Genomic DNA, 25,143 nt, shown 5'->3' on the forward strand with positions numbered 1-25,143 from the left:
CCTGATCACTGCTGGAGCCGCCGATGTCGTCAGCCGTCCGTGTCCTGTGCCTGTCCCTGCTGCTCCTCCTGGCGGCCGCTCCGGTGGCGACCGCCGCCGAGGCCTGGACCGTCGCGCCGTCCGGCGGCGGGCGCCCGTCCTTCTACGCCGAGGGTGCGCCCGGGACGGTCCAGCAGGACACGGTGTCCGTGACGAACAGCGGCGGCGAGCCGGTCACCGTACGGCTGCGCGGCGCCGGCGTCCCGCTCGCCTTCGCCGACAGCGTGGTACGCGTGCCGGCCCGCACCCGCGCCGAGGTTCCGTTCACGGTGACCGTCCCGCCGGGCACGGCCCCCGGCGACCGCTCCGGCGAGATCGTCGCGCGCGACGCCGACGGCCGCGCGCGAACGGTCCCGCTCCGCCTGCGCGTGACGGGCCCGGAGCTGTCCGCGCTGACGCTGGAACACGTCCGGGTGCACCCCGGCGGCATCACATACGAGCTGGTCAACCGGGGTACGACCGCGCTGGCCCCCAGCCTCGCGATCCGCGCCGACGGTGTCTTCGGCCGCCTCCTCGACCGTGCCCCGCGCCCCCTTTCAGTCGACCTGCCCCCGGGCAGCCGTACGAAGCTCACCGAGCCGTGGCCCGACCGGCCCGCGCTCGACGCGGTCGACGTGCGCCTGACGGTGACGGCGGCGGGCGGGGCGAGCGACACGGCCGGGGCGTCGGCGCGGTTCGTGCCGTGGGATGCGGTGGCCGCGGTCGCGGGGTTCGTGGTGGCGGCGGTGGGCGCCTTGTTCGTCGTACGGCGTCGAGCGCGCCGTAGGCCGGGCGGCGGCGCGTCGGCCGCAACGGAACAGCCCCACAGGCAAGTCGAGTTGACGGGAGCGGGGACGTGAACGCCACCAGGGTGCGGATTGCGGTGTCGGCGGCCCTGCTGGCGCTGCTGTCACCTGTGACGGCAGTGAACGTGTCGGCCGCGGACGACCCGCCCACCGTCAAGCTGTCCAAGTCGCAGGCGGGGACGGGTGGTTCGATCACCGTGACCGGCAGCGGCTGGCGGGACCGCACCCTGTTGATGATCCTGATCTGCGGTCAGTCCGTGCCGTCGACCGGTGTGAGCGGCGGCACCAACTCCTGCGCCAACGCGGAGGGCCGGGCCGTGACGACGGACGCGGACGGACGTTTCAGCCGGAAACTCCCGGTGGCCGAGCCGCCCGTGCCGTGCCCGTGCGTGGTGCACGTGGCGACGGTGACCGGAGCGAAGGCCGAGGCCGACGCGATCTTCCAGGTGGCCGGACACGCGGTCGAGCCGCTGCCCGCCGAGCCGGCCGGGGGACGCCTGTCGGTCCTCACGGACACCCGGCTGGACGGTTCGAGCGGCCTGCTCACCTGGTTCGGCGCGCCACCGGCGAGGACGCTGACGTTCACGGTCGGCAATGTCGGCACCGCACCCGTCAGGAACCCGGTCTTCCAGGTCGGCACCTCCCACGGCGTGTTCGCACCGCAGTGGCAGGAACAGCAGTGGCGCGGCACGATCCAGCCGGGCAGGAAGGCGCGGATCGAGCTGCCGGTGGAACTCGCGGCCGGCGCGCACGGCGACTACACGGTCTCCCTGAAGTACGGCGGCAAGGTGATGGCCGAACAGCCCTGGGGCGTGGGGCGGCCCTGGGGCGTGACGCTGTTCTGGACCCTCGTCTGTCTGGTCGTACCGGCGGCGGTGTTCCGCGTCGGGCTGGCGGTCGTCGACCGGGTTCGGCCGCGCCAGACCACCCGCCGGCGCAGGCTCCGGCTACCCGAACCGGCGCTGCGCCTGCCGGGGTTGAAGCCCCGCGAAGAGGCGAGGCACGCCCTGCCCTCTTCCTCCTCCTCGACCCTGCCGTGGTTCGCCCCGGACAGCGATCCGGGCACGGCCGGTCGGCTCTCCGCACCGCACGACGACAGCCCGACGAGTCCGACGGGCCCCACGACTCCGTCGACTCCGACCAGGAAGGGACCCCCGTGAGCAAGCGAAGGAGAGTCACACCGGCACGCCCGAGAACCCGCCCGCGAACACGCCCGGGAAGAGGAGGCGCGGCCGGCGTCGCGCTGATGCTCGGCGGCGCGGGCATCCTGCTCGGCGTGTCCGCCGCGCCCGCCCAGGCCGCGGAGGTGGCGTACGCGACCGAGTGCATCCCGCCCGCCATCTCAGGGCTGCCGCCGGTGCAGGGCACGACGAAGGTGGAGATCACCGCGCCCGCGGAGGCGAAGGTCGGCGACGAGGTGGAGGTCGTCTGGAAGTTCGTCCAGGCCGCGTCCAAGAACCCCGACATCCTTGACCTCCAGGCGAACACGGTCCAGCCGTCGGGAACGCTGAAGGCGGCCGGTGCGCAGACCGCGGACGTCGCCATGCAGGGGCCCCGGGAGAACCCGGCGATCCCCAAGGGCGGCGACATGAAGCTGTCCGACATGAAGGGCAAGCTGAAGCTGACGGCACCGGGTGAGGTGACCCTGACGCCGGGCGCGTACAACATCAACGTCAGCAAGCCGATCTCCACGGACACCAAGTGCGCGCCGGAGGAGACCGTGCAGAAGGCCGCGACGATCAAGGTGACGGACGGGGGCGGGACTTCGGGCGGTACGACGGGAGGCCTGCCGACGGTCGTCCCGACGCTGCCGACGAGCGTGCCGACCGGTCTGCCGACGGGCTCGTCGAGCCCTTCGGACCCGGCGCCGAGTGAGAGCGAGACGGGCGGGGACACCGGCGGTACGAGCACCGGGGGCGGCGACGGCGGCCAGACCGACTTCACGGGCAAGGAGGTCCAGGTCCCGTACAAGTGCAAGACGCCCATCGGTGACAAGGAGGCGACCTCGCCGGTCCAGATCAACGCCAAGAAGAACGGCGGGAGTTTCGATCTGACGGTGCAGTTCAAGAAGTCGGTGATGGACAGCCCCGCCGACATCCCCAAGGACTCGGTCAAGCCGTCGATGGAGGTCGCCCTGGGCGGCGCCGACAAGGGCACGGTCCACGTCGAGGGGCCCACCAACTCCGAGGCCATCAAGTCGGGCGACCCGATCGAGATCCCCGACCTCACGGGCACCTACAAGCCGGGCGCGAGCGGCGAGTCGACCCTCTCCCCGGGAGTGCTGACCATCGAGGCCCTCGGCACGACGACGACCTGCACACCCGCCAAGTCGCAGGTGTCACTGACGCTGGACACGAGCGAGCAGGCGAGCGGTGCGTCCGGCGGCGGCTCGGCGGGCGGTTCGGCGGGCGGCTCGTCGACGGACGGCGGTCTGGCGGCGACCGGCGCTCAGGGCCAGGGGTCCCTGAAGGCGCTGGGCCTGGTGGCGGGAACGGCACTACTGCTGGGAGGGGCGGTGTTCACGTTCATGCCGCGCCGCAACGTGCGCTGACGTCGTCCTCAGGCCCTCGTCTGGTCTGGTTCCAGCACGCATTTGCCGCAAGATCAAAAAACGCATAGTGTCCGCGCCGTTCGCGCAAGCAAGTGTGCGACGGTGTTGCGCGCCAGGCATTCGAGCATTTCAGAAACGACCAAACGGTGCTCGTTGCCCGGTGCGGGAAAGAGGAGCAAATGATCTGGGGGAAGAAGGCGGCCGTAGGCGCGCTGGCGGCTGTTCTCATGGCGACGGGGGTGGGCGTGGCCACCGCGGGTACCGCGCAGGCGGCCGGGGCCAGGTACAAGTGCACGTCTGAAGTGCACCTCGACCTCGGCCGTCCGACGGCGACGTCCAGCTGCAAGAAGTCGAGTTCGGGCAAGAAGGTGACCAAACACCGGGTCAAGCTCGTCTGCGATGTGATCCGTGGCACGGGGGCCGGCTCCGAGCACACGATCCCGTGGACCCTGTGGGGCCCGTGGAAGAAGCCCGGTGAGAAGTCGACTGTGAAGTGCGGACTTCGCAGCTTCACCCGCTCGTGGACGGTGGAGACTCGGGCCTGACCGGAGTCCCACATACGGCGAGGGCCGCCGCACCCCGGGTGCGGCGGCCCTCGCCGTTGTGCGAAGGGATGTCAGTGGACGTCGCCCATCAGCGCCTTGACCTTCTTCCGGTACATGTACACCGCGAAGCCCGCGAGTACGGCCAGCACCGCCTCGGCGGCGACCGCGCCGGTGCCGCTCAGGTCCACCCCACCGACCGCGGGGTTGGACAGCAGGCCCGTGACGGAGTCACCCGCGGTGACCGCGAGGAACCACACACCCATCATCTGGCTGGCGTACTTGGCCGGTGCCATCTTCGTCGTCACCGACAGGCCGACCGGCGACAGGCACAGCTCACCGACGGTCTGGATGAGGTAGATGCCGACCAGCCACATCGGGCTGACCAGGGAGCCGTCCGAGGCCACGCCCAGTGGCAGCAGGAAGAAGAAGAACGAGACGCCGATGAAGAACAGGGCGGCCGCGAACTTGGCGACCGTCGACGGCTCCTTGCCCTTGCGGTTCAGCCACATCCAGATCCAGGCGAAGACCGGGGCCAGCGCCATGATGAACAGCGGGTTCAGCGACTGGTACCAGGACGAGGGGAACTCGAAGCCGAGCAGCGAACCGGAGCCCTTGGTCTCGCCGAACGCCTGGACCGTGGAGCCACCCTGGTCGTAGATCATCCAGAAGGCGGCGGCCGCCACGAAGAACCAGATGTAGCCGGTCATCTTCGACTGCTCCGGCGCGGACAGGTCCTTGTCCCGCTTGATCCGCACGAGCACGCCGATCGGGATGATCAGGCCGATCAGGGTCAGCGGGATCATCGCCCAGTTCAGGGTGAAGTGGCCGGTGAAACCGACGACGCCGTAGAAGACGGCCGCGATGATGAGCCAGGTCAGGCCCTTGCGCAGCCAGGTGGTGCGCTCCTCGGCCGACAACGGCTTGGGCACGACGTCGCTCTGCGGGCTCAGGTTGCGGGTGCCGATGAGGAAGGCCGCGAGACCGATCGCCATACCGATGGCGGCCATGCCGAAGCCGAGGTGCCAGCTGACCTGCTGGCCGACGGTGCCGATGGCCAGCGGCGCGAAGAAGGCACCGGCGTTGATGCCCATGTAGAAGATCGTGAAGCCACCGTCGCGGCGCGGGTCCTCCGGGCCGTCGTACAGGTGGCCGACCATGGTGGAGATGTTGGCCTTGAGCAGACCCGAGCCCAGCGCGACGAGCGCGAGACCGGCGAAGAACGGGGCCTGACCGCCGGGCAGCGCCAGCACCAGGTGACCCGCCATGATCGTCACGGCGGCGATGGCCACCGTCTTGCGCGGACCCCACAGGCGGTCACCGAGCCAGCCGCCGGGCAGGGCGAGCAGGTACACCATCGACAGGTAGACGGAGTAGATCGCCGTGGTGGTGGCCAGGTCCATGCCCAGGCCGCCGCCCATGCTCCCCTCCTTGGCGTCCGGGCCGCCGGAGAGCAGATAGACGACTAGAAGAGCCCTCATGCCGTAGAAGCTGAAGCGCTCCCACATCTCGGTCATGAAGAGAGTGGCCAGTCCGCGGGGGTGGCCGAAGAAGGTCTTCTCGGTGCCGGGGGTGCCCGGGCGGCCCGAGTCCTTCGTCAGGCTGGACGCCATGGTCGTTCCTTGCTGGTCGGGACGCGCATCGACGTAGAACGGTCACGCGCCCGGTGGGGGGCGGCCGGCACCGGCGGACACGGCCGTCCGCCCCACGCCCAGGGGCAGTCCGCTCCGGGTCTCGGAGGGGAAGACGGCGACCGTCGGGATCCACGCCCCCGCCTTCGGGGGCCCGGCCACAGGTCATTCCTTGTGCAGTGCGCACACAAAAGAGACCCTCAGCGTCAAATGCGCCGAAGGTCCCCGCGTGCTAAAGGCGTGGAGTCACCATACGTCAGGACACCGCCTGAAATGGAAGGACTTGAGACAGGGATCACAGGTGTCGAGGGAACCGCAGGCACCCTTTCCAAGGTCCTTCCCAGGATCGCACTTCACAGACATGGTCTGTACCACTGCGGCCGAAGGTAAGAGATTCACCCGAGCCGGGTAAGAACCAAGGCGTCCGATCACACCCCGGCTCTTGTCATGGGCGGACTACCATCAGCTCATGACCCGTGTACTGCTCGCCGAGGACGACGCGTCCATTTCGGAGCCGCTGGCCCGCGCACTGCGCCGGGAAGGGTACGAGGTCGAGGTGCGGGAGGACGGCCCCACCGCGCTCGACGCGGGAATGCAGGGCGGGATCGACCTGGTCGTGCTGGACCTCGGCCTGCCCGGCATGGACGGCCTGGAGGTGGCCCGGCGACTGCGTGCCGAGGGCCACACCGTGCCGGTCCTCATCCTGACCGCCCGTGCCGACGAGGTGGACACCGTAGTGGGCCTGGACGCGGGCGCCGACGACTACGTCACCAAGCCGTTCCGGCTCGCCGAACTGCTCGCGCGGGTCCGGGCCCTGCTGCGGCGCGGTGCCGCCGAGCCGCAGCAGCCGCCGGCCACGCACGGGGTGCGGATCGACGTCGAGTCGCACCGCGCGTGGATGGGTGACGAGGAACTCCAGCTCACCGCCAAGGAGTTCGACCTGCTGCGGGTGCTGGTGCGCGACGCCGGACGGGTCGTCACCCGGGACCAGTTGATGCGGGAGGTCTGGGACACGACCTGGTGGTCCTCGACCAAGACGCTCGACATGCACATCTCCTGGCTGCGCAAGAAGCTCGGCGACGACGCGGCGAACCCCCGCTACATCGCGACCGTGCGAGGCGTGGGCTTCCGCTTCGAGAAGAGCTGAGCCACTGCCGTACCGGCATGGCACACAGGTAAGTAAGAGGACATGCGCCGCCGACTGATCCAGTCCACCCTCGCCGTGGTTCTCGTGGTGATCGCCGTCTTCGGCGTCTCGCTCGTTATCGTCGAGACCCGGACCATCACCAGCACTGCCCAGGAGCGGGTGGACACCGAGGCGGTGCGGCTGGTCAGCATCGTGGACAGCCGGCTGCTCGGCGACGAGACCGTGAACGCCGCGGTGCTGCGGGACCAGATCCAGGGGGACCGGTACGCCGAGATCCGCATCCCGGGCAAGCCCCTGATCGAGGTGGGCGAGCGGCCGACCGGTGACGTCATCAGCGCCAGTGAGACAGGCGAGGAGGGCGAGACGGTCACCGTGCAGGAGCCGCGCTCGTCGGTGACGCGCGAGGTCGGCCGTACCCTGCTGATCATCGGGGCGGTCGCCCTGCTGGCGGTGATCGCGGCGGTCCTGCTGGCGGTGCGCCAGGCGAACCGGCTGGCCTCGCCCCTCACCGACCTCGCCGAGACGGCGGAACGTCTCGGCTCGGGCGATCCGCGGCCACGGCACAAGCGCTACGGCGTCCATGAGCTGGACCGAGTGGCGGACGTCCTCGACTCCTCCGCCGAACGCATCGGACGCATGCTGACGGCGGAACGCCGCCTCGCCGCGGACGCCTCCCATCAGCTCCGCACCCCGCTCACGGCACTGTCCATGCGCCTGGAGGAGATCACCCTCACCGACGATCCCGACACGGTGAAGGAGGAGGCCACGATCGCCCTGACGCAGGTGGAGCGCCTCACGGACGTCGTCGAACGCCTCCTCACCAACTCCCGCGACCCCCGCACCGGCTCCGCCGTCACCTTCGACCTCGACGAGGTCATCCAGCAGCAGCTGGCGGAGTGGCGCCCCGCCTACCGCAGCGCGGGCCGGGCGATCGTCAGCTCGGGCAAGCGGCACCTGGAGGCCGTCGGCACGCCGGGCGCGGTGGCGCAGGTCCTGGCAGCCCTGATCGAGAACTCCCTCATGCACGGCGGCGGCACGGTCGCCCTGCGCACCCGGGTCACCGGCAACCAGGCCGTCATCGAGGTCACGGACGAGGGCCCCGGCATCCCGGCGGACCTCGGCGCCCGGATCTTCGAGCGCGCCATCAGTGGCCGCAACTCCACCGGCATCGGCCTTGCGGTGGCCCGAGACCTGGCCGAGGCGGACGGCGGCCGCCTGGAAATGCTCCAGACCAAGCCCCCGGTGCTGGCCCTGTTCCTCTCCCGCACACCCCCACCGAAGAAGCCGGGCCAGGAATCGGGCCCGACGGTCCGCTGACGACACCAGGGGGGCGGACGGTGCCGTTCATCGCCGGGCCAGGCAAACCCGGCCCGTCCGGCGTTTGAGGACGAAGCCCATTCAGGGCCGAAAGCGGGGGCTGGGGGACGGAGGTCCCCAGGGGCTGCCCAAGGAGGCCGGTGACGCGTCAGCGTCAGCCCACCCGCACCGGCGGCTTCTCCGGCTTCTGCGCGCGCCGCGCACCCCGCCGGGGCGTCTCCAGGAACGATTCCGCTCCGGCCACCGTCTCCTGCGAAGGAAGCGCGCGGAACACCCACGTCCGGTAGGACCAGAACCGGAACAGCGTCGCGATGCCGATGCCGAGGAACTTGAAGATGTTGCTCTGCAGCGGGCTGTCCCAGCCGAAGCCGTACGTCGCCGCGTACAGCACGCCGTTCTCGATCACCAGGCCGACCACGCTGAACAGCAGGAACAGGCCCAGTTCCTTCGTGCGGCGGCCCTTGTCGCGATCCCGGTAGGTGAAGTACCGGAAGCCGAGGTAGTTGAAGATGATCGCGACCACCGTCGCGATGACGCTCGCGCGCACCACCTGCAGGTCGGTCACATGCCGTACCAGGTTGAACACGAGCAGGTTGACCAGGAGTCCCGCTCCACCCACCGCACCGAACTTGGCGACCTCACGCACCAGCCGGTCGAAGCGTTGCCGCACGGCACTGCGGGGTGCCGGAGGCGCCGTATGAAGCCCCGAGGAACCACGTCCCATGGTCGTAAAGGCTCCTGTCGGTCGGTTTGTCGGTTGGTTTCGTCAACTCAGCCATGCTAACCACCCCCCTCGACGATTGCCTGTGCGCAAGCTCATAGGGCGGGAAGAGACCCGGAAAACTCGGGTCAGAAGCCCGGCGAGGGTCGGCGGCGGGGGACGGAAACCGGCCGCCGCGAAGTGGCCGATACCCTAGGGGCGTGACGTTCCCGGTAGTCGGCATGGTCGGCGGGGGTCAGCTCGCTCGTATGACACACGAGTCGGGCATCCCGTTGGGCATCAGGTTCAAGCTCCTCAGTGACACCCCTCAGGATTCCGCGGCGCAGGTCGTCAGTGATGTCGTCATCGGCGACTATCGCGACCTCGACACGCTGCGCGACTTCGCGAGGGGCTGCGATGTGATCACTTTCGATCACGAACACGTTCCCACCGAGCACCTCAGGGCTCTGGAGGCGGACGGCATCCCCGTCCGCCCGGGCCCCGACGCGCTCGTGCACGCCCAGGACAAGGGCGTGATGCGGGCGAAGCTCGACGCGATCGGCGTGCCGTGCCCACGGCACCGCATCGTGACCGATCCACAGGACGTGGTCGCCTTCGCGGCGGAGCTCGAAAGGGGCGGGCACGAAGTGCCCTCCGGCAAGGGCGGTGGTGGGCGACGGGCGGGCGGCTTCCCGGTCGTCCTCAAGACCGTCCGCGGCGGCTACGACGGCAAGGGTGTCTGGGTCGTCGACTCGGCCGAGGAGGCCGCGGACCCCTTCCGCGCCGGCGTGCCGGTCCTCGCCGAGGAGAAGGTCGACTACGTCCGCGAGCTCGCGGCGAACGTCGTCCGCTCCCCGCACGGCCAAGCGGTCGCCTACCCCGTGGTGGAGTCCCAGCAGGTGGCCGGCGTCTGCGACACGGTCATCGCGCCCGCCCCCGGCCTCGACCCGGCCCTCGCGCTCAAGGCCGAGGAGCTCGCCCTGACGATCGCCAAGGAACTGGACGTCGTCGGGCACCTCGCCGTGGAGCTGTTCCAGACCCGCGACGGCCGCATCCTCGTCAACGAGCTGGCGATGCGTCCGCACAACTCGGGCCACTGGACCCAGGACGGCGCCATCACGTCCCAGTTCGCCAACCACGTCCGGGCCGTCCTCGACCTCCCTCTCGGCGACCCGCGCCCGCGCGCCAGGTGGACCGTCATGGTCAACGTGCTCGGCGGCGACTACCCGGACATGTACTCCGCGTACCTGCACTGCATGGCCCGCGACCCCCAGCTCAAGATCCACATGTACGGCAAGGACGTGAAGCCCGGCCGCAAGGTCGGTCACGTCAACACCTACGGCGACGACCTCGACGACGTGCTGGAGCGCGCCCGTCACGCTGCCGGCTACCTGAGAGGGACCATCACCGAATGAGCCCTGTTGTTGGCATCGTCATGGGGTCTGACTCCGACTGGCCCGTCATGGAGGCCGCCGCCCAGGCCCTCGACGAGTTCGAGATCGAGTACGAGGTCGACGTCGTCTCCGCGCACCGGATGCCGCGCGAGATGGTCACGTACGGCGAGCAGGCGGCCGAGCGCGGTCTGAAGGCGATCATCGCCGGCGCCGGAGGTGCCGCCCACCTGCCCGGCATGCTCGCCTCGGTCACGCCGCTGCCCGTCATCGGCGTCCCGGTGCCGCTGAAGTACCTGGACGGCATGGACTCCCTGCTCTCCATCGTGCAGATGCCGGCCGGCGTCCCCGTGGCCACGGTCTCCGTCGCGGGCGCACGCAACGCCGGCCTGCTCGCCGCCCGCATCCTCGCCGTGCACGACGAGGACCTGCTCCAGCGGATGCGGGAGTTCCAGCAGGAGCTGAACGACCAGGCCACCGAGAAGGGCAAGCGCCTGCGCGCCAAGGTAGAGGGCGCAAACGGCTTCGGCTTCGGCTCGGGGAAGTGACGCCGATGACCTCCCTGGAGGCAGCCCGGGACCTCCTGCGTGAGTTCCCGGTCGTGGACGGCCACAACGACCTGCCGTGGGCCCTGCGCGAACAGGTCCGCTACGACCTCGACGCCCGCGACATCGCCGCCCACCAGGGCGCCCACCTGCACACCGACATCCCCCGCCTGCGCGAGGGCGGCGTCGGCGCGCAGTACTGGTCGGTGTACGTGCGCTCCGACTACGCCGGCGACAAGGCGGTCAGCGCCACCCTCGAACAGATCGACTGCGTACGGCAGTTGCTGGCCCGCCACCCGGCCGACCTGCGCCCCGCGCTGACCGCGGCGGACATGGAGGCGGCCCGCGCCGAGGGCCGTATCGCCTCCCTGATGGGCGCCGAGGGCGGCCACTCCATCGCCAACTCCCTCGCCACGCTGCGGGCGTTGTACGCGCTCGGCGTCCGCTACATGACCCTCACCCACAACGACAACATCGCGTGGGCCGACTCGGCGACGGACGAGCCCGGGGTGGGCGGTCTGTCGGCCTTCGGCCGCGAGGTCGTACGGGAGATGAACCGCGAGGGCATGCTCGTCGACCTCTCGCACGTGGCGGCGACGACGATGCGCGACGCGCTGGACACCTCCACGGCCCCGGTGATCTTCTCCCACTCCTCCTCCCGCGCGGTCTGCGACCACCCGCGCAACATCCCCGACGACGTCCTGGAGCGCCTGCCCGGCAACGGCGGCGTGGCGATGGTGACGTTCGTGCCGAAGTTCGTGCTCCAGGCGGCGGTCGACTGGACGGCCGCGGCCGACGAGAACATGCGCGCGCACGGCTTCCACCACCTCGACACGACCGCCGAGGCGATGAAGGTGCACCGCGCCTTCGAGGAGAGCAACCCGCGCCCCATCGCCACGGTGTCCACGGTCGCCGACCACCTGGACCACATGCGCGAGGTCGCCGGCATCGACCACCTCGGCATCGGCGGCGACTACGACGGCACCGCCTTCACCCCGGACGGTCTGAACGACGTCTCCGGCTACCCGAACCTGATCGCCGAGCTGCTGGACCGCGGCTGGTCGAAGCCCGACCTGGCCAAGCTGACCTGGCAGAACGCGGTACGGGTGCTGGGCGCCGCGGAGGACGTGGCCCGCGACCTTCAGGCCAAGCGCGGCCCGTCCAACGCGACCCTCGAGGCACTGGACGGCTGACCGTCGAGGGCGGGGTAGTCGGCGTAGCCGGTCGCCCCGCCCGTGTACATCAGGCACCTCTCCCGCACCGGCGTGAGCGAGCGGTCGCTGCGCTACTACGAGGCCCAGGGGCTGCTGCGTGCCGAGCGCCCGGCGGGCACCGTGACTACCCCGCGGCGGCCGTCGACCGGGTCGTCCGGATCCAGGAGCTGTTCGCCGCCGGGCTGCACAGCGGCAGGATCGCGCAGTCGCTGCCTGCATGCGGGACATCGACGGCGGGCCCTCCGCGATCGCCACGCCCCGCCTGGTCGAGGACCTCACCGCCGAGCGCGACCGCATCGACGGCATGATCGCCGGCCTGGTCCGCTCTCGCGACACCCTGGACGAGGTGATCCAGGCGGCGCGGGAGAGCTGACGCGCGCGATACCCCCGCCTGCGCCGTTCCATGCCCGTCGGCGCGCGATACCCCCGAACGCCCCGTCCACCAGGAAGCCGGTCCGGGTCCGTGCGACGGTGAACCGTACTGCTGATCATCACGCCGATCACGTACGGAGACCGCCATGGCAGACCTCAAGTACGAAGCGGACACCAGCCCCGAGGTCGGCGAACTCGATGACCTGCCCGCGCCGCTGCCCGAGGAGCCGTCCGAATCCGTCACCGGCCCGGGTGAGGGCACCGACGCGGGCCTCCTCGACCGAGCCCACGCCCTCCTCGCCGCCCATCCCGTCGCCGACGGCTACAGCGGGCTGCCGTGGGCGCTGCGCCGTCTGCCCTGGTTCGACCTGGAGCTCGGCGAGAGCGCTGTCGACACCGACGTACCGCGCATGCGCGAGGGCCACGTCGGGGCGCTGTTCTGGGCCCTGCACCTGCCCGACGGGCTGACCGGCGACCGGGCCGTGGGTGCCACGCTGGACCAGCTGGACCTGGTGAAGACCGTCGTACGGGCCCACCCCGAGGGCCTGCGCCTGGCCGACAACCCCGGCCCGGTCACCGACGTCCGCCACTGCGGCCGTATCGCCGTCCTGCCGGGCCCGGCAGGGGCCGCCGCCCTCGGTGACTCGCTCGGGATCCTGCGCTCCCTGCACGGGCTGGGGCTGCGCGCCCTCACGCTGTCCGGCGCGGCCTGGGCCAGCGAGGCGGGGCTGACCCGGTTCGGCGAGGAGGTCCTGCGCGAGATGAACCGCCTCGGCGTGCTGGCCGACCTCTCCGGCGCCTCCTCGGAAACCGTGCGCCGGGCGTGCGCGGTCTCCAAGGCCCCGGTCCTGTGCGCCCGCTCCGCCGCGCGCGCCCTGCGCCCCCACCCGGCCAACCTCCCCGACGACCTGCTCGCCGAGCTGGGTGCCGTGGGCGGCCTGTGCATGGTGCCGCTCACCGCCGAGCAGACCGGTCCGTCCGTCCGGGACGTCGCCGACCATCTCGACCACGTCCGTCAGGTCGCCGGCGCGGAGTCCGTCGGCCTGTCCGGCACCTACGACGCCGGCACCGCCCACCCGCAGGACCTCACCGACGCCTCCTGCTACCCGCACCTCGTCGCCGAGCTGCTGCGCAGGGGCTGGTCCGAGGCCGACATCGCGCTGCTGACCTGGGGCAACGTCCAGCGCGTCCTGCGCGAGGCCGACTTCACCGCCCGGGAGGCACAGCGACGCCGGGCGCCGTCGACGATGAAGATCGCCGAGCTGGACGGGTAGCGGGGGAGACGGGGGAGCAGGCCGGCGGGCTCAGGGTTCCTCGATCCGGCAGAGGCAGAACGGATGCCCCGCCGGATCGGCGTACACCCGGAAGTCGTCCTTGTCCTCCGCGTGCAGCAGACGCGCTCCGAGGGCCAGCACCTTCTCCTGGGCCGCCTCGACTTCCTCCCAGGTGGACCCCGCGTCGAAGTCCAGGTGGAACTGCTGGGAGTTGCGGTCCGCCCGCGGCCACTCCGGCGGGGTGTACCCGGGCGCCGGCTGGAAGGCGAGCCGAGGGCCGCCGGGGAGCTGGACCACGACCCATTCGGGGTCGTCGTCGTCGACCGAGCCGCCGCCGACGCCGGCGTAGAAGCGGGCGAGGGCGCGTGGGTCGGGGCAGTCGATGACGACGGAACGCAGCCGGGTCACGCGGGCCATGGGTTCCTCCCGAGGGTCACAGGATGCTCGGCTCTCAGCAGGCGCACAGGCAGAACGGGTGCCCTGCCGGATCCGCGTAAACCCGGAAGGTCCGCGAGCGGTCCTCGGTCTCCAGTGGCTTCGCACCCAGGGCCAGCACCTCCTTCTCGGCGGCGTCCAGGTCCTCGACGGTCAGGTCCAGATGGAACTGCTGCGAGTGCTCGGGCGACGGCCACTGCGGCGGTACGTATCCGGGGGCGGCCTGGAACGACAGCGTCGGCGCGCCCGGCACCTTCACGTCCACCCAGTCCTCCTGCTCCTCGATGCTGCCGCCGAGCACGCGCGCGTAGAAGTCGGCGAGGGCGCGGGGGTCGGGACAGTCCAGGACGACGGCTCCCACTTCTGCGACGGCCATGGCTTCCTCCTCGAAGCGATGGTTACCTGTGTCCGGCATCAACAGGTAACGCGGTTACCGCATACTCCCGCATTGGCGGTAACGTCGCAAGGGGATTCGGGAGGTAGCGTGCAGCCATGAGTGAGAGATCGCCCGCGCCCGGGGGCCTGGAACTGGTCGAGTCCCTGGTCAACACGCTGGACCTGGAGTCGGGCGCGGACTCGCTGGACACGGCCGAGGGGCGGGCGCGCCTCGGGCTCGCCGAGGAGGACATACCCGCCGCGCGGGAGTTGCGGGAGTCCCTGCGCGTGGCCCTCCTCGCCCACGCGGGACATCCGCCGCACCGCGCGGCGACGCCGCTCGGCGAGCTGCTGGCGGCGGGTCCGCTGATCGTCACGGTCGACGCGGCCGACGGCTCCGCCGAGCTGCTCGCCGCGGACGGTGGCTCGCTGCTGTCCCGGGTGGCGGTGGCGATTGCCCGGGCCCTCGGAGACGGGACCTGGGTGCGGCTGAAGGCGTGCGAGGCGGTCGACTGTCACTGGGCGTATTACGACCGCAGTCCGGCGGGGCGGGGGCGCTGGTGCTCGATGCAGGTGTGCGGTGCGCGGGCGAAGATGCGGAGGTATCGGGCGAAGTAAGCCCTTTCTCAATGGGCTTGAGCATGCGCTCGGCGCCGAGCGGTCCGTGTGGGGCAGAATGCGACAAGACGCCGTTTCGGCCGACTGAGCCTCGGCCGAAACGGCGTCGCCTGTCTCGTCGGGGGAGTCATCCCGGCGCCGGGGGTGGGGTGGTGCGGCGAGGTGGGGCAGGGCCTTCCCGGTCCCGCGGGTCAGGGCCTTCCGGTCCCGTGGCTCAGGGCCTTCCGGCCCTTTGGCTCAGGGCCTTCCGGGCCTTGGCTGCGGTTGCCCTGCCTCTGTGGCTCACGGTGTTCCGGCCGCGTGTCCGACGGCGCTCGGGCCTCGTGGCTGACGGCGCCCCGGCCTGCGCGTCGGAGCGGTCCGGTCCCCTACTGCGGACTGCGGCCTGGGGACCGCGGCCTGCGGACTGGGGCCTGGGGACCGCGGCCTGCGGACTGGGCCGTCGGCCCGTGTGTCCGGGTCCCGCGGTCTAGGCGGTCGGCCGTCCCATCGCCCGGTAGTTCCAGCCGGCCTTGCGCCACACCTCAGGGTCGAGCGCGTTGCGCCCGTCCAGAATGACCCGCGCCGCAGCGACCTCACCGAGCGCCGCCGGGTCCAGCTCGCGGAACTCCCGCCACTCCGTCAGGTGCAGCACGACGTCGGCGCCGCGCACCGCGTCGGTCGCGGTGTCGGCGTAACCGAGCGTCGGGAAGAGACGGCGGGCGTTGTCCATGCCCTTGGGGTCGTACACCGTGACCTGGCCGCCCTGGAGGTGGATCTGGCCGGCGACGTTGAGGGCGGGGGAGTCGCGGACGTCGTCCGAGTCGGGCTTGAAGGTGGCGCCGAGCACGGCGACGCGCTTGCCAAGGAAGGGACCGCCACCCAGCGCCTGCCGGGCGAGCTCCACCATCTGCCCGCGCTGGCGCATGTTGATCGAGTCGATCTCCCGCAGGAAGGTCAGCGCCTGGTCGGCCCCCAGCTCACCGGCGCGGGCCATGAAGGCCCGGATGTCCTTGGGCAGGCAGCCGCCGCCGAACCCGATACCCGCCCGCAGGAACTTCTTGCCGATGCGGTCGTCGTGGCCGATGGCCTCCGCGAGCCTGGCCACGTCGCCGCCGGCCGCCTCGCACACCTCCGCCATGGCGTTGATGAAGGAGATCTTGGTGGCGAGGAAGGAGTTGGCGGAGGTCTTCACCAGCTCGGCGGTGGGGAAGTCGGTGACGACGAAGGGGGAGCCGGCCGCGATCGGCGTCGCATACACCTCGCGCAGCAGCTTCTCGGCCCGCTCGCTGCGCACGCCGACCACGATCCGGTCCGGGTGCAGGGTGTCCTGGACGGCGAAGCCCTCGCGCAGGAACTCGGGGTTCCAGGCGAGCTCGACCTCACCGCCGCCCGGGGCGAGCTCCAGGATGCGGGCCGCGAGCCGGTCCGCGCTGCCGACCGGCACGGTCGACTTGCCGACGACGAGGTTGGGCCCGTGCAGGTGCTTGGCGAGCGACTCGACGGCCGCGTCCACGTAGCTCATGTCGCAGGCGTACTCGCCGTGCTTCTGCGGGGTGTTCACACAGACGAAGTGCACGTCGCCGAACTCGGCGACCTCCGCCCAGTCCATCGTGAAGCGCAGCCGCCCGGTGGAGCCCTCGATGCCGGCGACGTGCTTGCGCAGCAGCTCCTCCAGGCCCGGCTCGAACATCGGGACCCGGCCCTCGCCGAGCATCTCGATCTTCTCGGGCACCACATCGAGCCCCAGCACCTCGAAGCCGAGCTCGGCCATGGCCGCGGCGTGGGTCGCGCCGAGGTAACCGGTGCCGATCACGGTGATCTTGAGGGCCATGGGGACTCCAGAAAAGGGGACGGTGCGGTGCGGCCCCGAGCATAGTCGGAGGGTCTGACGGGCAACTTCCCCGCTGTCGCCAAGCTCACGTATCACTCCCGTGGGCCGCCCCCTAAAATTTGAGTTACTTAACGGTAATTAGCGCCAGCTTCGCACTGACCACACAGCGTCCTTGGAGCGTGAGAGACCTTGGCCGGATCGGCTGACTTCGACCTGTACCGCCCGTCGGAGGAGCACGACATGCTCCGTGACGCCATCCGCTCGCTGGCCGAGGCGAAGATCGCGCCGTACGCCGCCGCCGTGGACGAGGAGGCCCGCTTCCCGCGGGAGGCGCTGGACGCGCTGGTGGCCAACGACCTGCACGCCGTCCATGTGCCCGAGGAGTACGGCGGCGCGGGTGCGGACGCCCTTGCCACGGTGATCGTCATCGAGGAGGTGTCCCGCGTCTGCGCGAGCTCCTCCCTCATCCCCGCGGTGAACAAGCTGGGCTCGCTGCCGGTGATCCTCTCCGGCTCCGAGGACCTGAAGAAGCGGTACATGACCCCGCTCGCCAAGGGCGAGGGCATGTTCTCGTACTGCCTCTCCGAGCCCGACGCCGGCTCCGACGCGGCCGGCATGAAGACGAAGGCCGTCCGCGACGGCGACCACTACGTGCTGAACGGCGTGAAGCGCTGGATCACCAACGCCGGCGAGTCCGAGTACTACACGGTGATGGCGGTCACCGACCCGACGAAGCGCTCCAAGGGCATCAGCGCCTTCGTCGTCGAGAAGTCCGACGAGGGCGTCTCCTTCGGCGCCCCCGAGAAGAAGCTCGGCATCAAGGGCTCCCCGACCCGCGAGGTCTACCTGGACAACGTTCGCATACCGGCGGACCGCATGATCGGCGAGGAGGGCACCGGCTTCGCCACCGCGATGAAGACGCTGGACCACACCCGCATCACCATCGCGGCCCAGGCCCTCGGCATCGCCCAGGGCGCCCTGGACTACGGCAAGGGCTATGTCCAGGAGCGCAAGCAGTTCGGCAAGCCGATCGCGGACTTCCAGGGCATCCAGTTCATGCTCGCCGACATGGCCATGAAGATCTCGGCCGCCCGCGCCCTGACCTACCAGGCCGCCGCCGCCTCCGAGCGCGGTGACGCCGACCTGACGTACCTGGGTGCCGCCGCCAAGTGCTTCGCCTCGGACGTGGCGATGGAGGTCACCACGGACGCCGTCCAGCTCCTCGGCGGTTACGGCTACACCCGTGACTACCCCGTCGAGCGCATGATGCGCGACGCCAAGATCACGCAGATTTATGAGGGCACGAACCAGGTCCAGCGCATCGTCATGGCGCGCAACCTGCCGTAACCTCACGGGATTTGACGGCGAAGGGTGCCCGGTTCTCCGGGCACCCTTCACTCATTTGGACCTGTTTCACCACCTTGCGGCGGAACACGGGCGACCGTGCCCTGTGCGGCATCTGGTGGGAATTGTTCACGTCCGCCCGATGGCGCGGCGCGGCGGGCGGGCGTAGGACGGAAGGGCACGGGGCCCGCTCCCGGGCTCCCGCACCCCCCAGGAGGAGCCATGACCCAGCCCCAGACGATGCCCGCGATGAGCAAGGAGATGCAGGACTGCGTCGACGCGTGCATGACCTGCCACAGCATGTGCGAGGAGACCATGAGCTCCTGCATGCAGATGGGCGGACAGGCCCAGATGCAGATCATGCGGGCGCTCATGGACTGCGCCGAGACGACCCGTATGTGCGCGGACATGATGATGCGCCGCTCGCCCATGTCGGCCGAGATGTGCGCGATGTGCGCCAAGGCCTGCGAGATGTGCGCGGAGGCGTGTATGTCCATGCCGGACGATCCTCAGATGATGCGCTGCGCGGAAGCGTGTCGCCGCTGTGCCGCGACCTGCCGCGCGATGGCGGGCGCCACGATGTGACGACCGCCTGACAACAGTCGAGGGCACCCCGCCGGGGTGCCCTCGAACTGCTGCCGTCGGTGCCTCAGTTGCCCGAGACGGTGACCTTCTCGTCGTTGTTCAGCTGCTCCACCAGCGTCTTCACCTTCGCGGTGTCCCACTGGAGGTTGCCGTTCGCGGAGTTGCCCGAGATCGGCATGTTCATGGACTTGCCCTCGCCGCCGCTGACGCCCTTCATCGCCCAGAACATGGATGCCAGGTCGTACAGGCCCATGTCCTTGTCGACGATCAGCGAGTCCAGGCCGGCGCCCATCGTCGGGTACAGCTTGAAGGGGTTCAGGACGGTGCTCGGGGTCGCCACCTGGTTGGCCAGGGCCGAGAGGAACTTCTGCTGGTTCTTCGTACGGTCCAGGTCGGAGCCGGCCAGCGCGTACCGGGTGCGGACGAAGGCGAGCGCCTCCTCGCCGTTCAGGGTCTGCTTGCCCTTCTTGAAGTCGGCACCGGACTTGGAGTCCTTGATGTCCTGCGGGATGTCGATCTCGACACCGCCGACGGAGTCCACGATGTTCGCGAAGCCCGCGAAGCCGATCTCGACGTAGTGGTCGATGTGCAGACCGGTATTGGCCTCGACGGTGCGCACCAGCAGTTCGGGGCCGTCCTCCGCGTAGGCCGCGTTCAGCTTCGTCTGCCTGCCGGTGCCCTCGAAGAACTTCCCGGAGTCCGAGCCCTTGAACGACGGGATCGTGACGTTCGAGTCGCGGGGCAGGGAGATCAGGGTGTCGCCGTTGCTGCCGGTGTGCAGGATCATCATCGAGTCCGTGCGCTTACCGTCGGCGGACCCGGTGTGCAGCTCCTTCTTCTGGTCGTCGGACAGCCCCTCGCGGCTGTCGGACCCGACGATCAGGTAGTTGGTGCCCTCGCCCGCCTCCGGCCGCTCGATGACCTTTGACAGGTCGACCTCGCGGTTGAGCTTGGAGTCGGCCCAGAAGTAGGTCGCGACGGACGTCACAAGCAACACCGTCACCAGCGTGAGAGTCGTCACCTTGATACGGCGCCGCCAGTTCGGCGCGGGACGCGGCTCGCGTATCCCCCCGCCGTCGCGGCCGCCCCCGCCACCGCCGTACACCTGGCCGGTGTTGTAACCGCTGTCGTACCCGTCGTCGGCGTAGCCACCGTGGCCCTGGCCGTTCACGTACGACTGCTGCTGCGGCACCCCGCCGTAGCCCTGGCCGGGCGGCGCCGCCTGACCGCGGCGAACCTGCCGCATCACGCGCGCGCTCTCGGGCTGTGCGCTCGCGCTGCCGCGTCCGTACCGGTTGCCGCGGTTGTCGTCGGACCATGCCTGGGGCCAGTCATTCATGCGCCCCAGTGTGCAGGGCATGGCCAGGTCACTTACAAGGTTCGGCGGAAAATAGAGGCACGGCTGTTGCGAACCCAACACAAAGTCCGCGAATGTCGACGCGGCATAAGGTGGAGGCCATGACAGACCAGGTCACCGCCGCAGAGTCGGGCACTCCGGAGATCCCGGGCAAGCCCACCTCCGCATCCCGCACCACGCTCAGCCACATCATGACCCACAGCGACACCAACCTCCTGGGAACGGTGCACGGCGGTGTGATCATGAAACTCGTCGACGACGCCGCGGGCGCGGTGGCCGGCCGGCACAGTGGCGGTCCCGCCGTCACCGCGTCGATGGACGAGATGGTCTTCCTGGAGCCGGTCCGCGTGGGAGACCTCGTCCATGTGAAGGCCCAGGTCAACTGGACCGGCCGGACCTCGATGGAGGTCGGTGTACGGGTCCTCGCGGAACGCTGGAACGAGTCCGCGCCGCCCACCCAGGTCGGCTCGGCCTACCTGGTCTTCGCAGCGGTCGACGCCGACGGCAAGCCACGCCGGGTCCCCGAGGTGCTCCCGGAGACGGAACGTGACAAGCGTCGCAACCAGGAGGCCCAGATCCGTCGCACCCACCGCCTGGCCCGTCGGCGAGCCATCAAGGAACTCCGCGAGAAGAGGGTGGCGGAGGGGTACGAGGACTGAGGGTGCCGGCGAGCGTGGTCGCCGGGATGCGGGGGCGCTGCTCGCGAGCTAGGCGCACCCCGCCTCGTCGCCCCGCACCACCGTCGCCTGGCCCTGTGTCGGGTCCTCGGCCCGTACCTTGCGCACCTTCTTGAAGTCCGTTCCGGCGATCACCTTCAGGGTGGGGCCCAGCCCCTTCACCGGCCGTAGTTCGCTTCCCGGGAGTGCGGCTGCCAGGGACTTCGCCGAACGGTCCCAGCCGGGGTCGTGGGCGACGACCGTGCGCTTCACGGAGCGGTCCGCCGCGGCCACCGGCCGGCCCGTCGTACGGAACCCGGCCGCCGCGAGCGCAGCGTCGACCCGCTTGCCGAGGTCCGCCGTGGCCGTGCCGTTCTCCACCTGGACGCGGATCTGCTGCGGGGCGACCTCCACCGGGACGGCCCTCCGCTTCGGCCGTTGCGCGGCCAGCGGCTTGTCCTCGCGCAGCGCCCGGAAGAGGCGTTCGGCCTGTGAGGTGTTCCACTTCACCGTGGAGCCGAGGCCCTTCACCTCGTATGCCAGCTGTCCGATCGGCACCGTCGTGAACTCCGACGAGGACGGTGAGAAGTTCCGCATCGCCCGCCCGAGGTCGAGCAGTTCACCCGTGCCGAACCCCTTGTCCGCCCGCACCGACCCCAGCACCGCCCGCGTCACGTCCCGGAACCGCATCGGGTTCAGCAGGATCCCGGACGACGTCGCCCGCTCGATCAGCGCCGCCATGAACCGCTGCTGACGGTGCACCCGGCCCAGGTCGGAGTCGCTGTCGACGTGCCGCGCGCGGACGTACTGCAACGCCTCCCCGCCCATCAGCCGATGCGTGCCGGCCGGCAGGTCAAGCCCGGTGTAGGAGTCCTTCAGCGGCTCGGCCGTGCAGATCCGTACGCCGCCGACCACGTCGACCGTCTTCATGAAGCTGGTGAAGTCGACCTCCAGATAGTGGTCGATCTTCACGTGCGTCATGTGCTCGACCGTGCGCACCGTGAGATGCGGCCCGCCCTCCGCGTACGCGGCGTTGATCTTGATGGGGTGTGCCTTGCGCCCCTCACCCGCGGGCACCTCGGCGTAGGAGTCGCGCGGCAGGCTCACCACGCTCGCCCGCTCCCGGTCCTCCGAGATGTGCACGATCATGATCGTGTCGGTGCAGTGACAGGGGGCGCCACCGAGCCGGTACCTGCGCCGCTCCTCCTCGCTGATGCGGTCGCGGCCGTCCGTGCCGACGAGCAGGACGTTCATCCCGTGCCCGGCCTGCGGCCGGTTCTTCATGTCCTTGAACGGGTCCACCCGCGCGATCTTCGCGTCCAGGCTGGTGACCACCGCGTGCCCGATCCCGGCGGATGCGAGGACCACGACGGACAGCGTGGTCACCGCCCGCATGGCCCACCGGGGCCGCCTCCGCCGTACGGGCGCGACCGGCCGTGCTCCGCCACGAGGCGGCTGCGCGCGGCGCTGCGGCGGGGCGGAAGAGCGGCGGGGCGGCGTGGGCATGGGGGGATACCTCCGCTGGGGTTGCCCTGGGGGCCGTACGTGGGATCCGTGAGCACCGTAGGCCCATACGATCTGCTGCCCGGAGCACCGGCCCCGGCGGGGCGCACCGGTGTCCCCCGTTCGCGGTAACGTGAGGCCCCTATGAACGCCAATCCCGACGTGCAGCTCCCCGCCGTGTCCGTGATCATGCCCGTCCTCAACGAGGAGCGGCATCTGCGCGGAGCAGTCCAAGCGATCCTCGCGCAGGAGTACGCCGGCGAGATGGAGGTCGTGATCGCCCTCGGTCCGTCCACGGACCGCACGGACGAGATCGCCGCCGAGCTCGTGGCCGAGACGGCGGCTTCGCAGAACAAGCGCGTCCACACCGTCCCGAACCCGACCGGCCGCACCCCCGCCGCCCTCAACGCCGCGATCAAGGCCTCCCGCCACCCGATCGTCGTCCGCGTCGACGGCCACGGCATGCTCTCCCCGAACTACATCACCACCGCCGTACGGCTCCTTCAGGAGACCGGCGCGCAGAACGTCGGCGGCATCATGCACGCCGAGGGTGAGAACGACTGGGAGCACGCCGTCGCCGCCGCGATGACCTCGAAGATCGGCGTCGGCAACGCCGCCTTCCACACCGGCGGCGAGGCCCAGCAGGCCGAGACCGTGTACCTCGGTGTGTTCCGGCGCGAGGCCTTGGAGCAACAGGGCGGCTACAACGAGGAGTTCATCCGCGCCCAGGACTGGGAGCTGAACTTCCGGATCCGGGAGGCGGGCGGGCTGATCTGGTTCTCGCCCGAGCTGAAGGTGTCGTACCGCCCGCGGCCGTCGGTGAAGGCCCTCGCCAAGCAGTACAAGGACTACGGCCGCTGGCGTCACGTCGTCGCCCGCTACCACGCCGGCTCCATCAACCTGCGCTACCTCGCCCCGCCGACGGCGGTGTGCGCGATCGCGGCGGGCCTCGTGCTGGGCGCCCTGGTCACCCCGTGGGCGCTGGTCGTCCCCGGCGGCTACCTCGCGGCCATCACCGCCGGGTCGCTCCCGGCCGGCAAGGGCCTCCCGCTGAAGGCGCGCCTCCAGATCCCGGTCGCCCTCGCCACCATGCACATGTCCTGGGGCTACGGCTTCCTGACCAGCCCGCGGGCCCTGGCGAGGAAGGTCATCGCCTCCCGCCGCCCGGCCGTGCTCAGCGTCGACAGCGCCGGCTGAGCCCGCCGGGCGGGGCGCCCGTCACCACGTGAAGTCCGGGTCGACCTTCATGCAGGCCTTGGTGTCGGAGGCGTTCAGCGCCTCCGCCGTGTCCGGCGTCTTGTCGTCCTGCTTCGGGGCCTCGTACGCCGTCCCCTCCCGCCAGTCCGCGCCGACGACGAGGGTGACGCCGGAGACGTCCGTGGACCTTTCGACGGCGTCGGCCGGGATGCCGAGGGCCTTGGCGAGCCGCTGGGCGTCGCCCTCCAGGTCGGCGCTCGGGTAGCGGATGAGCGTGGTGTCCGCGGTCGGCGTGGTCGAGGAGTCCGCAACGGCCTGTGTGAAGCCCTCGTCGACGAGCAGTCCGGCGACGGTCGTCGCGCGGCCCTGGGCCGGGGCGAGGACGTCGGTGCGGGTGCCGTTCTGCACCTGCACGGCGATCTCGTCGTCCGCGGCGGCCGGATCGGTGGAGGTCTTCTCCTCGGTGGCCTTCTTCTTGTCCTTGCCGTCGAGGGCGATGTCCTCACGCACCAGCCGGAACAGCTTGGTCGCGTCCTCGGTGGGCTCGACGCGCGAACCGACGTAGCGGTTGGGCATCGTCGTCATGGTGATGCGCGAGGTCGGCACCTTCTTGAGCTCGCCGGCCAGGTCGTAGAGCTTGGCCACCGTGCCCAGGCCCGGGTCGACGGTCAGCGCGTCGGTGGCCGCCTCGGCGAGGGCGCGGAGCTTGCCCGGGTTGCTCAGCTTGGCGTTCTTGCGCAGCTCGCGGACCATCGAGTTCATGTACTGGTGCTGCGCCTTGGCGCGGGCCAGGTCGCTGCCGTCCTCGAAGCCGTACCGGGTGCGCAGCCACTGCAGGGCCTGCTCGCCCTTGACGTACGTCGTGCCCTTCTCCAGCTTCAGCCCGGAGCCGTGGCCCTGGCTGTCCTTGGAGTGGATGTTGGCGTTCACACAGACCGGGACGCCACCGATGGCGTCCGCCATCGACACCACGCCCGAGAAGTCGATCATCATGAAGTGGTCGATGTGGATGTCGGTCAGCTTCTCCCACGTCGCCACGGTGCACCCCGGGCCGCCCCGGCCGAGCGACTGGTTCGTCATCGCGCGTTGGCGGGCCTGGTAGACGTCCCCACTGTCCGGGTCCGTGCACTTGGGGATGTCCACCAGCGTGTCGCGGGGCATGCTCACCACTGACATGTTGGTGCGGTCGGCCGAGACGTGCAGCAGCATCTGGACGTCGGCGAGGGGGATGCCGCCGAACGTCTCCTTGGCGCCGCCGAGCTTCTGGTTCTCCTTGCTGTCCCGGGCGTCCGAGCCGATCAGCAGGATGTTCAGTGGCGTCTGACCGGCCGCGTTCGCCTCGGTCTCGGCAGCGCGGTCCTTGGCGTCGCCGATGTTGAGGTCGTCCTTCTTCAGGTTGCCGTTGAGGTGCTGGTAGTAGAGATACCCGGCACCCGCGGTGCCCAGTATCACCACCGCCAGAACCGTCGCCGACCAGCGCAGCGCCCGCCGTCTGCGGGGCCTGCCGTCGGTCCCACGGCTGCCTCCGGAACCCCCGCCACCGTGCCGGCCGCCCTGGTCGGCCGGCGTGTCCTGGTCGGCCCGCGGGGTGAGGGACATGGTGTCCTCCACCGCGGGGGCCTCCCCTCGCACACTGCTCTGCGCCAACTGTCTGCCCTTCCCCACCCTTTGCCCGACACGGCTCCGCCCCGCGCCGGACCTCCCTGTCCGGTGTGGAGCGAACCATGTCGGACCACCCTGTCCGACGCCGGT

Annotated in this window: 24 protein-coding genes and 1 pseudogene; 16 read left to right on the plus strand and 9 right to left on the minus strand. The window is 70.5% G+C overall.

All coding sequences use genetic code 11. The features are described from left to right. The first annotated feature begins 23 nt into the window (after positions 1-23). From ACFY5C_RS18295 to ACFY5C_RS18310, 4 genes are all read left to right on the plus strand, one after another. Entirely contained in the window at positions 24-878 is an 855-nt protein-coding gene (locus ACFY5C_RS18295) for a hypothetical protein (RefSeq protein WP_389445369.1), read from the plus strand. After that, on the plus strand, positions 875-1,984 hold the full coding sequence (locus tag ACFY5C_RS18300) for a hypothetical protein (protein ID WP_389445370.1): 1,110 nt from the start codon (positions 875-877) through the stop codon (positions 1,982-1,984). The genes ACFY5C_RS18295 and ACFY5C_RS18300 overlap by 4 nt, the downstream gene beginning before the upstream one ends. Positions 1,985-2,070: 86 nt before the next feature. Then, positions 2,071-3,375 (plus strand): hypothetical protein, encoded by a 1,305-nt coding sequence (locus ACFY5C_RS18305; protein WP_389445371.1) that lies wholly within the window; start codon positions 2,071-2,073, stop codon positions 3,373-3,375. Between the two features lie 179 nt (positions 3,376-3,554). Next, a complete protein-coding gene (locus ACFY5C_RS18310) occupies positions 3,555-3,920 on the plus strand; it encodes a hypothetical protein (protein ID WP_389445373.1) in 366 nt (121 codons plus the stop codon). A gap of 71 nt (positions 3,921-3,991) precedes the next feature. On the opposite strand, the gene ACFY5C_RS18315 is transcribed toward ACFY5C_RS18310, so the two are convergent. Both ACFY5C_RS18315 and ACFY5C_RS18320 read right to left on the minus strand, forming a co-directional pair. After that, positions 3,992-5,530 (minus strand): peptide MFS transporter, encoded by a 1,539-nt coding sequence (locus ACFY5C_RS18315; RefSeq protein ID WP_389445375.1) that lies wholly within the window; start codon positions 5,528-5,530, stop codon positions 3,992-3,994. Between the two features lie 42 nt (positions 5,531-5,572). Continuing rightward, positions 5,573-5,710, minus strand: a complete 138-nt coding sequence (locus ACFY5C_RS18320; protein WP_389445376.1) for a hypothetical protein — start codon at positions 5,708-5,710, stop codon at positions 5,573-5,575. A gap of 307 nt (positions 5,711-6,017) precedes the next feature. Here ACFY5C_RS18320 and ACFY5C_RS18325 point away from each other — a divergent pair, with 307 nt between their 5' ends. Continuing rightward, entirely contained in the window at positions 6,018-6,695 is a 678-nt protein-coding gene (locus ACFY5C_RS18325; RefSeq protein ID WP_107905766.1) for a response regulator transcription factor, read from the plus strand. 42 nt (positions 6,696-6,737) lie between these two features. Next, on the plus strand, positions 6,738-8,012 hold the full coding sequence (locus ACFY5C_RS18330; protein WP_389445378.1) for an ATP-binding protein: 1,275 nt from the start codon (positions 6,738-6,740) through the stop codon (positions 8,010-8,012). 154 nt (positions 8,013-8,166) lie between these two features. Here ACFY5C_RS18330 and ACFY5C_RS18335 read toward each other — a convergent pair whose 3' ends face one another. After that, positions 8,167-8,736, minus strand: a complete 570-nt coding sequence (locus ACFY5C_RS18335; protein ID WP_389445380.1) for a GtrA family protein — start codon at positions 8,734-8,736, stop codon at positions 8,167-8,169. A gap of 197 nt (positions 8,737-8,933) precedes the next feature. On the opposite strand from ACFY5C_RS18335, the gene ACFY5C_RS18340 reads away from it, so the two are divergent. The 5 genes and pseudogenes from ACFY5C_RS18340 to ACFY5C_RS18360 all read left to right on the plus strand — a co-directional run bounded on the left by ACFY5C_RS18340 (position 8,934) and on the right by ACFY5C_RS18360 (position 13,508). Continuing rightward, positions 8,934-10,127, plus strand: a complete 1,194-nt coding sequence (locus ACFY5C_RS18340) for a 5-(carboxyamino)imidazole ribonucleotide synthase (RefSeq protein WP_389445382.1) — start codon at positions 8,934-8,936, stop codon at positions 10,125-10,127. Positions 10,128-10,147: 20 nt separating this feature from the next. Beyond that, positions 10,148-10,651, plus strand: a complete 504-nt coding sequence (purE, locus tag ACFY5C_RS18345; RefSeq protein ID WP_389445480.1) for a 5-(carboxyamino)imidazole ribonucleotide mutase — start codon at positions 10,148-10,150, stop codon at positions 10,649-10,651. A 5-nt stretch (positions 10,652-10,656) separates the two neighbouring features. Further along, on the plus strand, positions 10,657-11,841 hold the full coding sequence (locus tag ACFY5C_RS18350; protein WP_389445384.1) for a dipeptidase: 1,185 nt from the start codon (positions 10,657-10,659) through the stop codon (positions 11,839-11,841). Positions 11,842-11,883: 42 nt separating this feature from the next. Then, positions 11,884-12,235: pseudogene (locus tag ACFY5C_RS18355) on the plus strand (MerR family transcriptional regulator). Between the two features lie 145 nt (positions 12,236-12,380). Continuing rightward, positions 12,381-13,508 carry a dipeptidase gene (locus ACFY5C_RS18360; RefSeq protein ID WP_389445385.1) on the plus strand — a complete coding sequence of 376 codons (1,128 nt, stop codon included), beginning with the start codon at positions 12,381-12,383 and terminating at the stop codon, positions 13,506-13,508. Between the two features lie 30 nt (positions 13,509-13,538). Here ACFY5C_RS18360 and ACFY5C_RS18365 read toward each other — a convergent pair whose 3' ends face one another. Together ACFY5C_RS18365 and ACFY5C_RS18370 are read right to left on the minus strand one after the other, a co-directional pair. After that, positions 13,539-13,925, minus strand: coding sequence for a VOC family protein (locus ACFY5C_RS18365; protein WP_389445387.1), 387 nt, complete (start codon positions 13,923-13,925; stop codon positions 13,539-13,541). 34 nt (positions 13,926-13,959) lie between these two features. After that, a complete protein-coding gene (locus tag ACFY5C_RS18370; protein WP_389445389.1) occupies positions 13,960-14,319 on the minus strand; it encodes a VOC family protein in 360 nt (119 codons plus the stop codon). A gap of 116 nt (positions 14,320-14,435) precedes the next feature. Here ACFY5C_RS18370 and ACFY5C_RS18375 point away from each other — a divergent pair, with 116 nt between their 5' ends. Beyond that, on the plus strand, positions 14,436-14,936 hold the full coding sequence (locus tag ACFY5C_RS18375; RefSeq protein ID WP_389445391.1) for a CGNR zinc finger domain-containing protein: 501 nt from the start codon (positions 14,436-14,438) through the stop codon (positions 14,934-14,936). 469 nt (positions 14,937-15,405) lie between these two features. On the opposite strand, the gene ACFY5C_RS18380 is transcribed toward ACFY5C_RS18375, so the two are convergent. Then, positions 15,406-16,749 (minus strand): UDP-glucose dehydrogenase family protein, encoded by a 1,344-nt coding sequence (locus ACFY5C_RS18380; RefSeq protein ID WP_389445393.1) that lies wholly within the window; start codon positions 16,747-16,749, stop codon positions 15,406-15,408. A 189-nt stretch (positions 16,750-16,938) separates the two neighbouring features. Here ACFY5C_RS18380 and ACFY5C_RS18385 point away from each other — a divergent pair, with 189 nt between their 5' ends. Together ACFY5C_RS18385 and ACFY5C_RS18390 are read left to right on the plus strand one after the other, a co-directional pair. Continuing rightward, positions 16,939-18,096: an acyl-CoA dehydrogenase family protein gene (locus ACFY5C_RS18385; protein WP_389445394.1), complete on the plus strand. Its 1,158-nt coding sequence runs from the start codon at positions 16,939-16,941 to the stop codon at positions 18,094-18,096. Between the two features lie 219 nt (positions 18,097-18,315). Further along, positions 18,316-18,678, plus strand: a complete 363-nt coding sequence (locus tag ACFY5C_RS18390) for a four-helix bundle copper-binding protein (protein ID WP_389445396.1) — start codon at positions 18,316-18,318, stop codon at positions 18,676-18,678. 64 nt (positions 18,679-18,742) lie between these two features. Here ACFY5C_RS18390 and ACFY5C_RS18395 read toward each other — a convergent pair whose 3' ends face one another. Then, entirely contained in the window at positions 18,743-20,017 is a 1,275-nt protein-coding gene (locus tag ACFY5C_RS18395; RefSeq protein ID WP_389445398.1) for an LCP family protein, read from the minus strand. A gap of 119 nt (positions 20,018-20,136) precedes the next feature. Between ACFY5C_RS18395 and ACFY5C_RS18400 the strand changes: the two genes are divergently transcribed. Beyond that, the gene (locus tag ACFY5C_RS18400; protein ID WP_389445399.1) at positions 20,137-20,694 is read left to right on the plus strand and encodes an acyl-CoA thioesterase; all 558 of its coding nucleotides are present in this window, start codon (positions 20,137-20,139) and stop codon (positions 20,692-20,694) included. A 48-nt stretch (positions 20,695-20,742) separates the two neighbouring features. On the opposite strand, the gene ACFY5C_RS18405 is transcribed toward ACFY5C_RS18400, so the two are convergent. Continuing rightward, positions 20,743-22,086 carry an LCP family protein gene (locus ACFY5C_RS18405; RefSeq protein WP_389445401.1) on the minus strand — a complete coding sequence of 448 codons (1,344 nt, stop codon included), beginning with the start codon at positions 22,084-22,086 and terminating at the stop codon, positions 20,743-20,745. A 252-nt stretch (positions 22,087-22,338) separates the two neighbouring features. On the opposite strand from ACFY5C_RS18405, the gene ACFY5C_RS18410 reads away from it, so the two are divergent. After that, positions 22,339-23,391 carry a glycosyltransferase family 2 protein gene (locus tag ACFY5C_RS18410; protein ID WP_389445403.1) on the plus strand — a complete coding sequence of 351 codons (1,053 nt, stop codon included), beginning with the start codon at positions 22,339-22,341 and terminating at the stop codon, positions 23,389-23,391. A gap of 21 nt (positions 23,392-23,412) precedes the next feature. Here ACFY5C_RS18410 and ACFY5C_RS18415 read toward each other — a convergent pair whose 3' ends face one another. Then, positions 23,413-24,990, minus strand: coding sequence for an LCP family protein (locus tag ACFY5C_RS18415; protein ID WP_389445405.1), 1,578 nt, complete (start codon positions 24,988-24,990; stop codon positions 23,413-23,415). Positions 24,991-25,143: the final 153 nt, after the last annotated feature.

The sequence above is a fragment of the Streptomyces sp. NPDC012935 genome (genome assembly GCF_042900345.1).
Classification (GTDB): domain Bacteria; phylum Actinomycetota; class Actinomycetes; order Streptomycetales; family Streptomycetaceae; genus Streptomyces.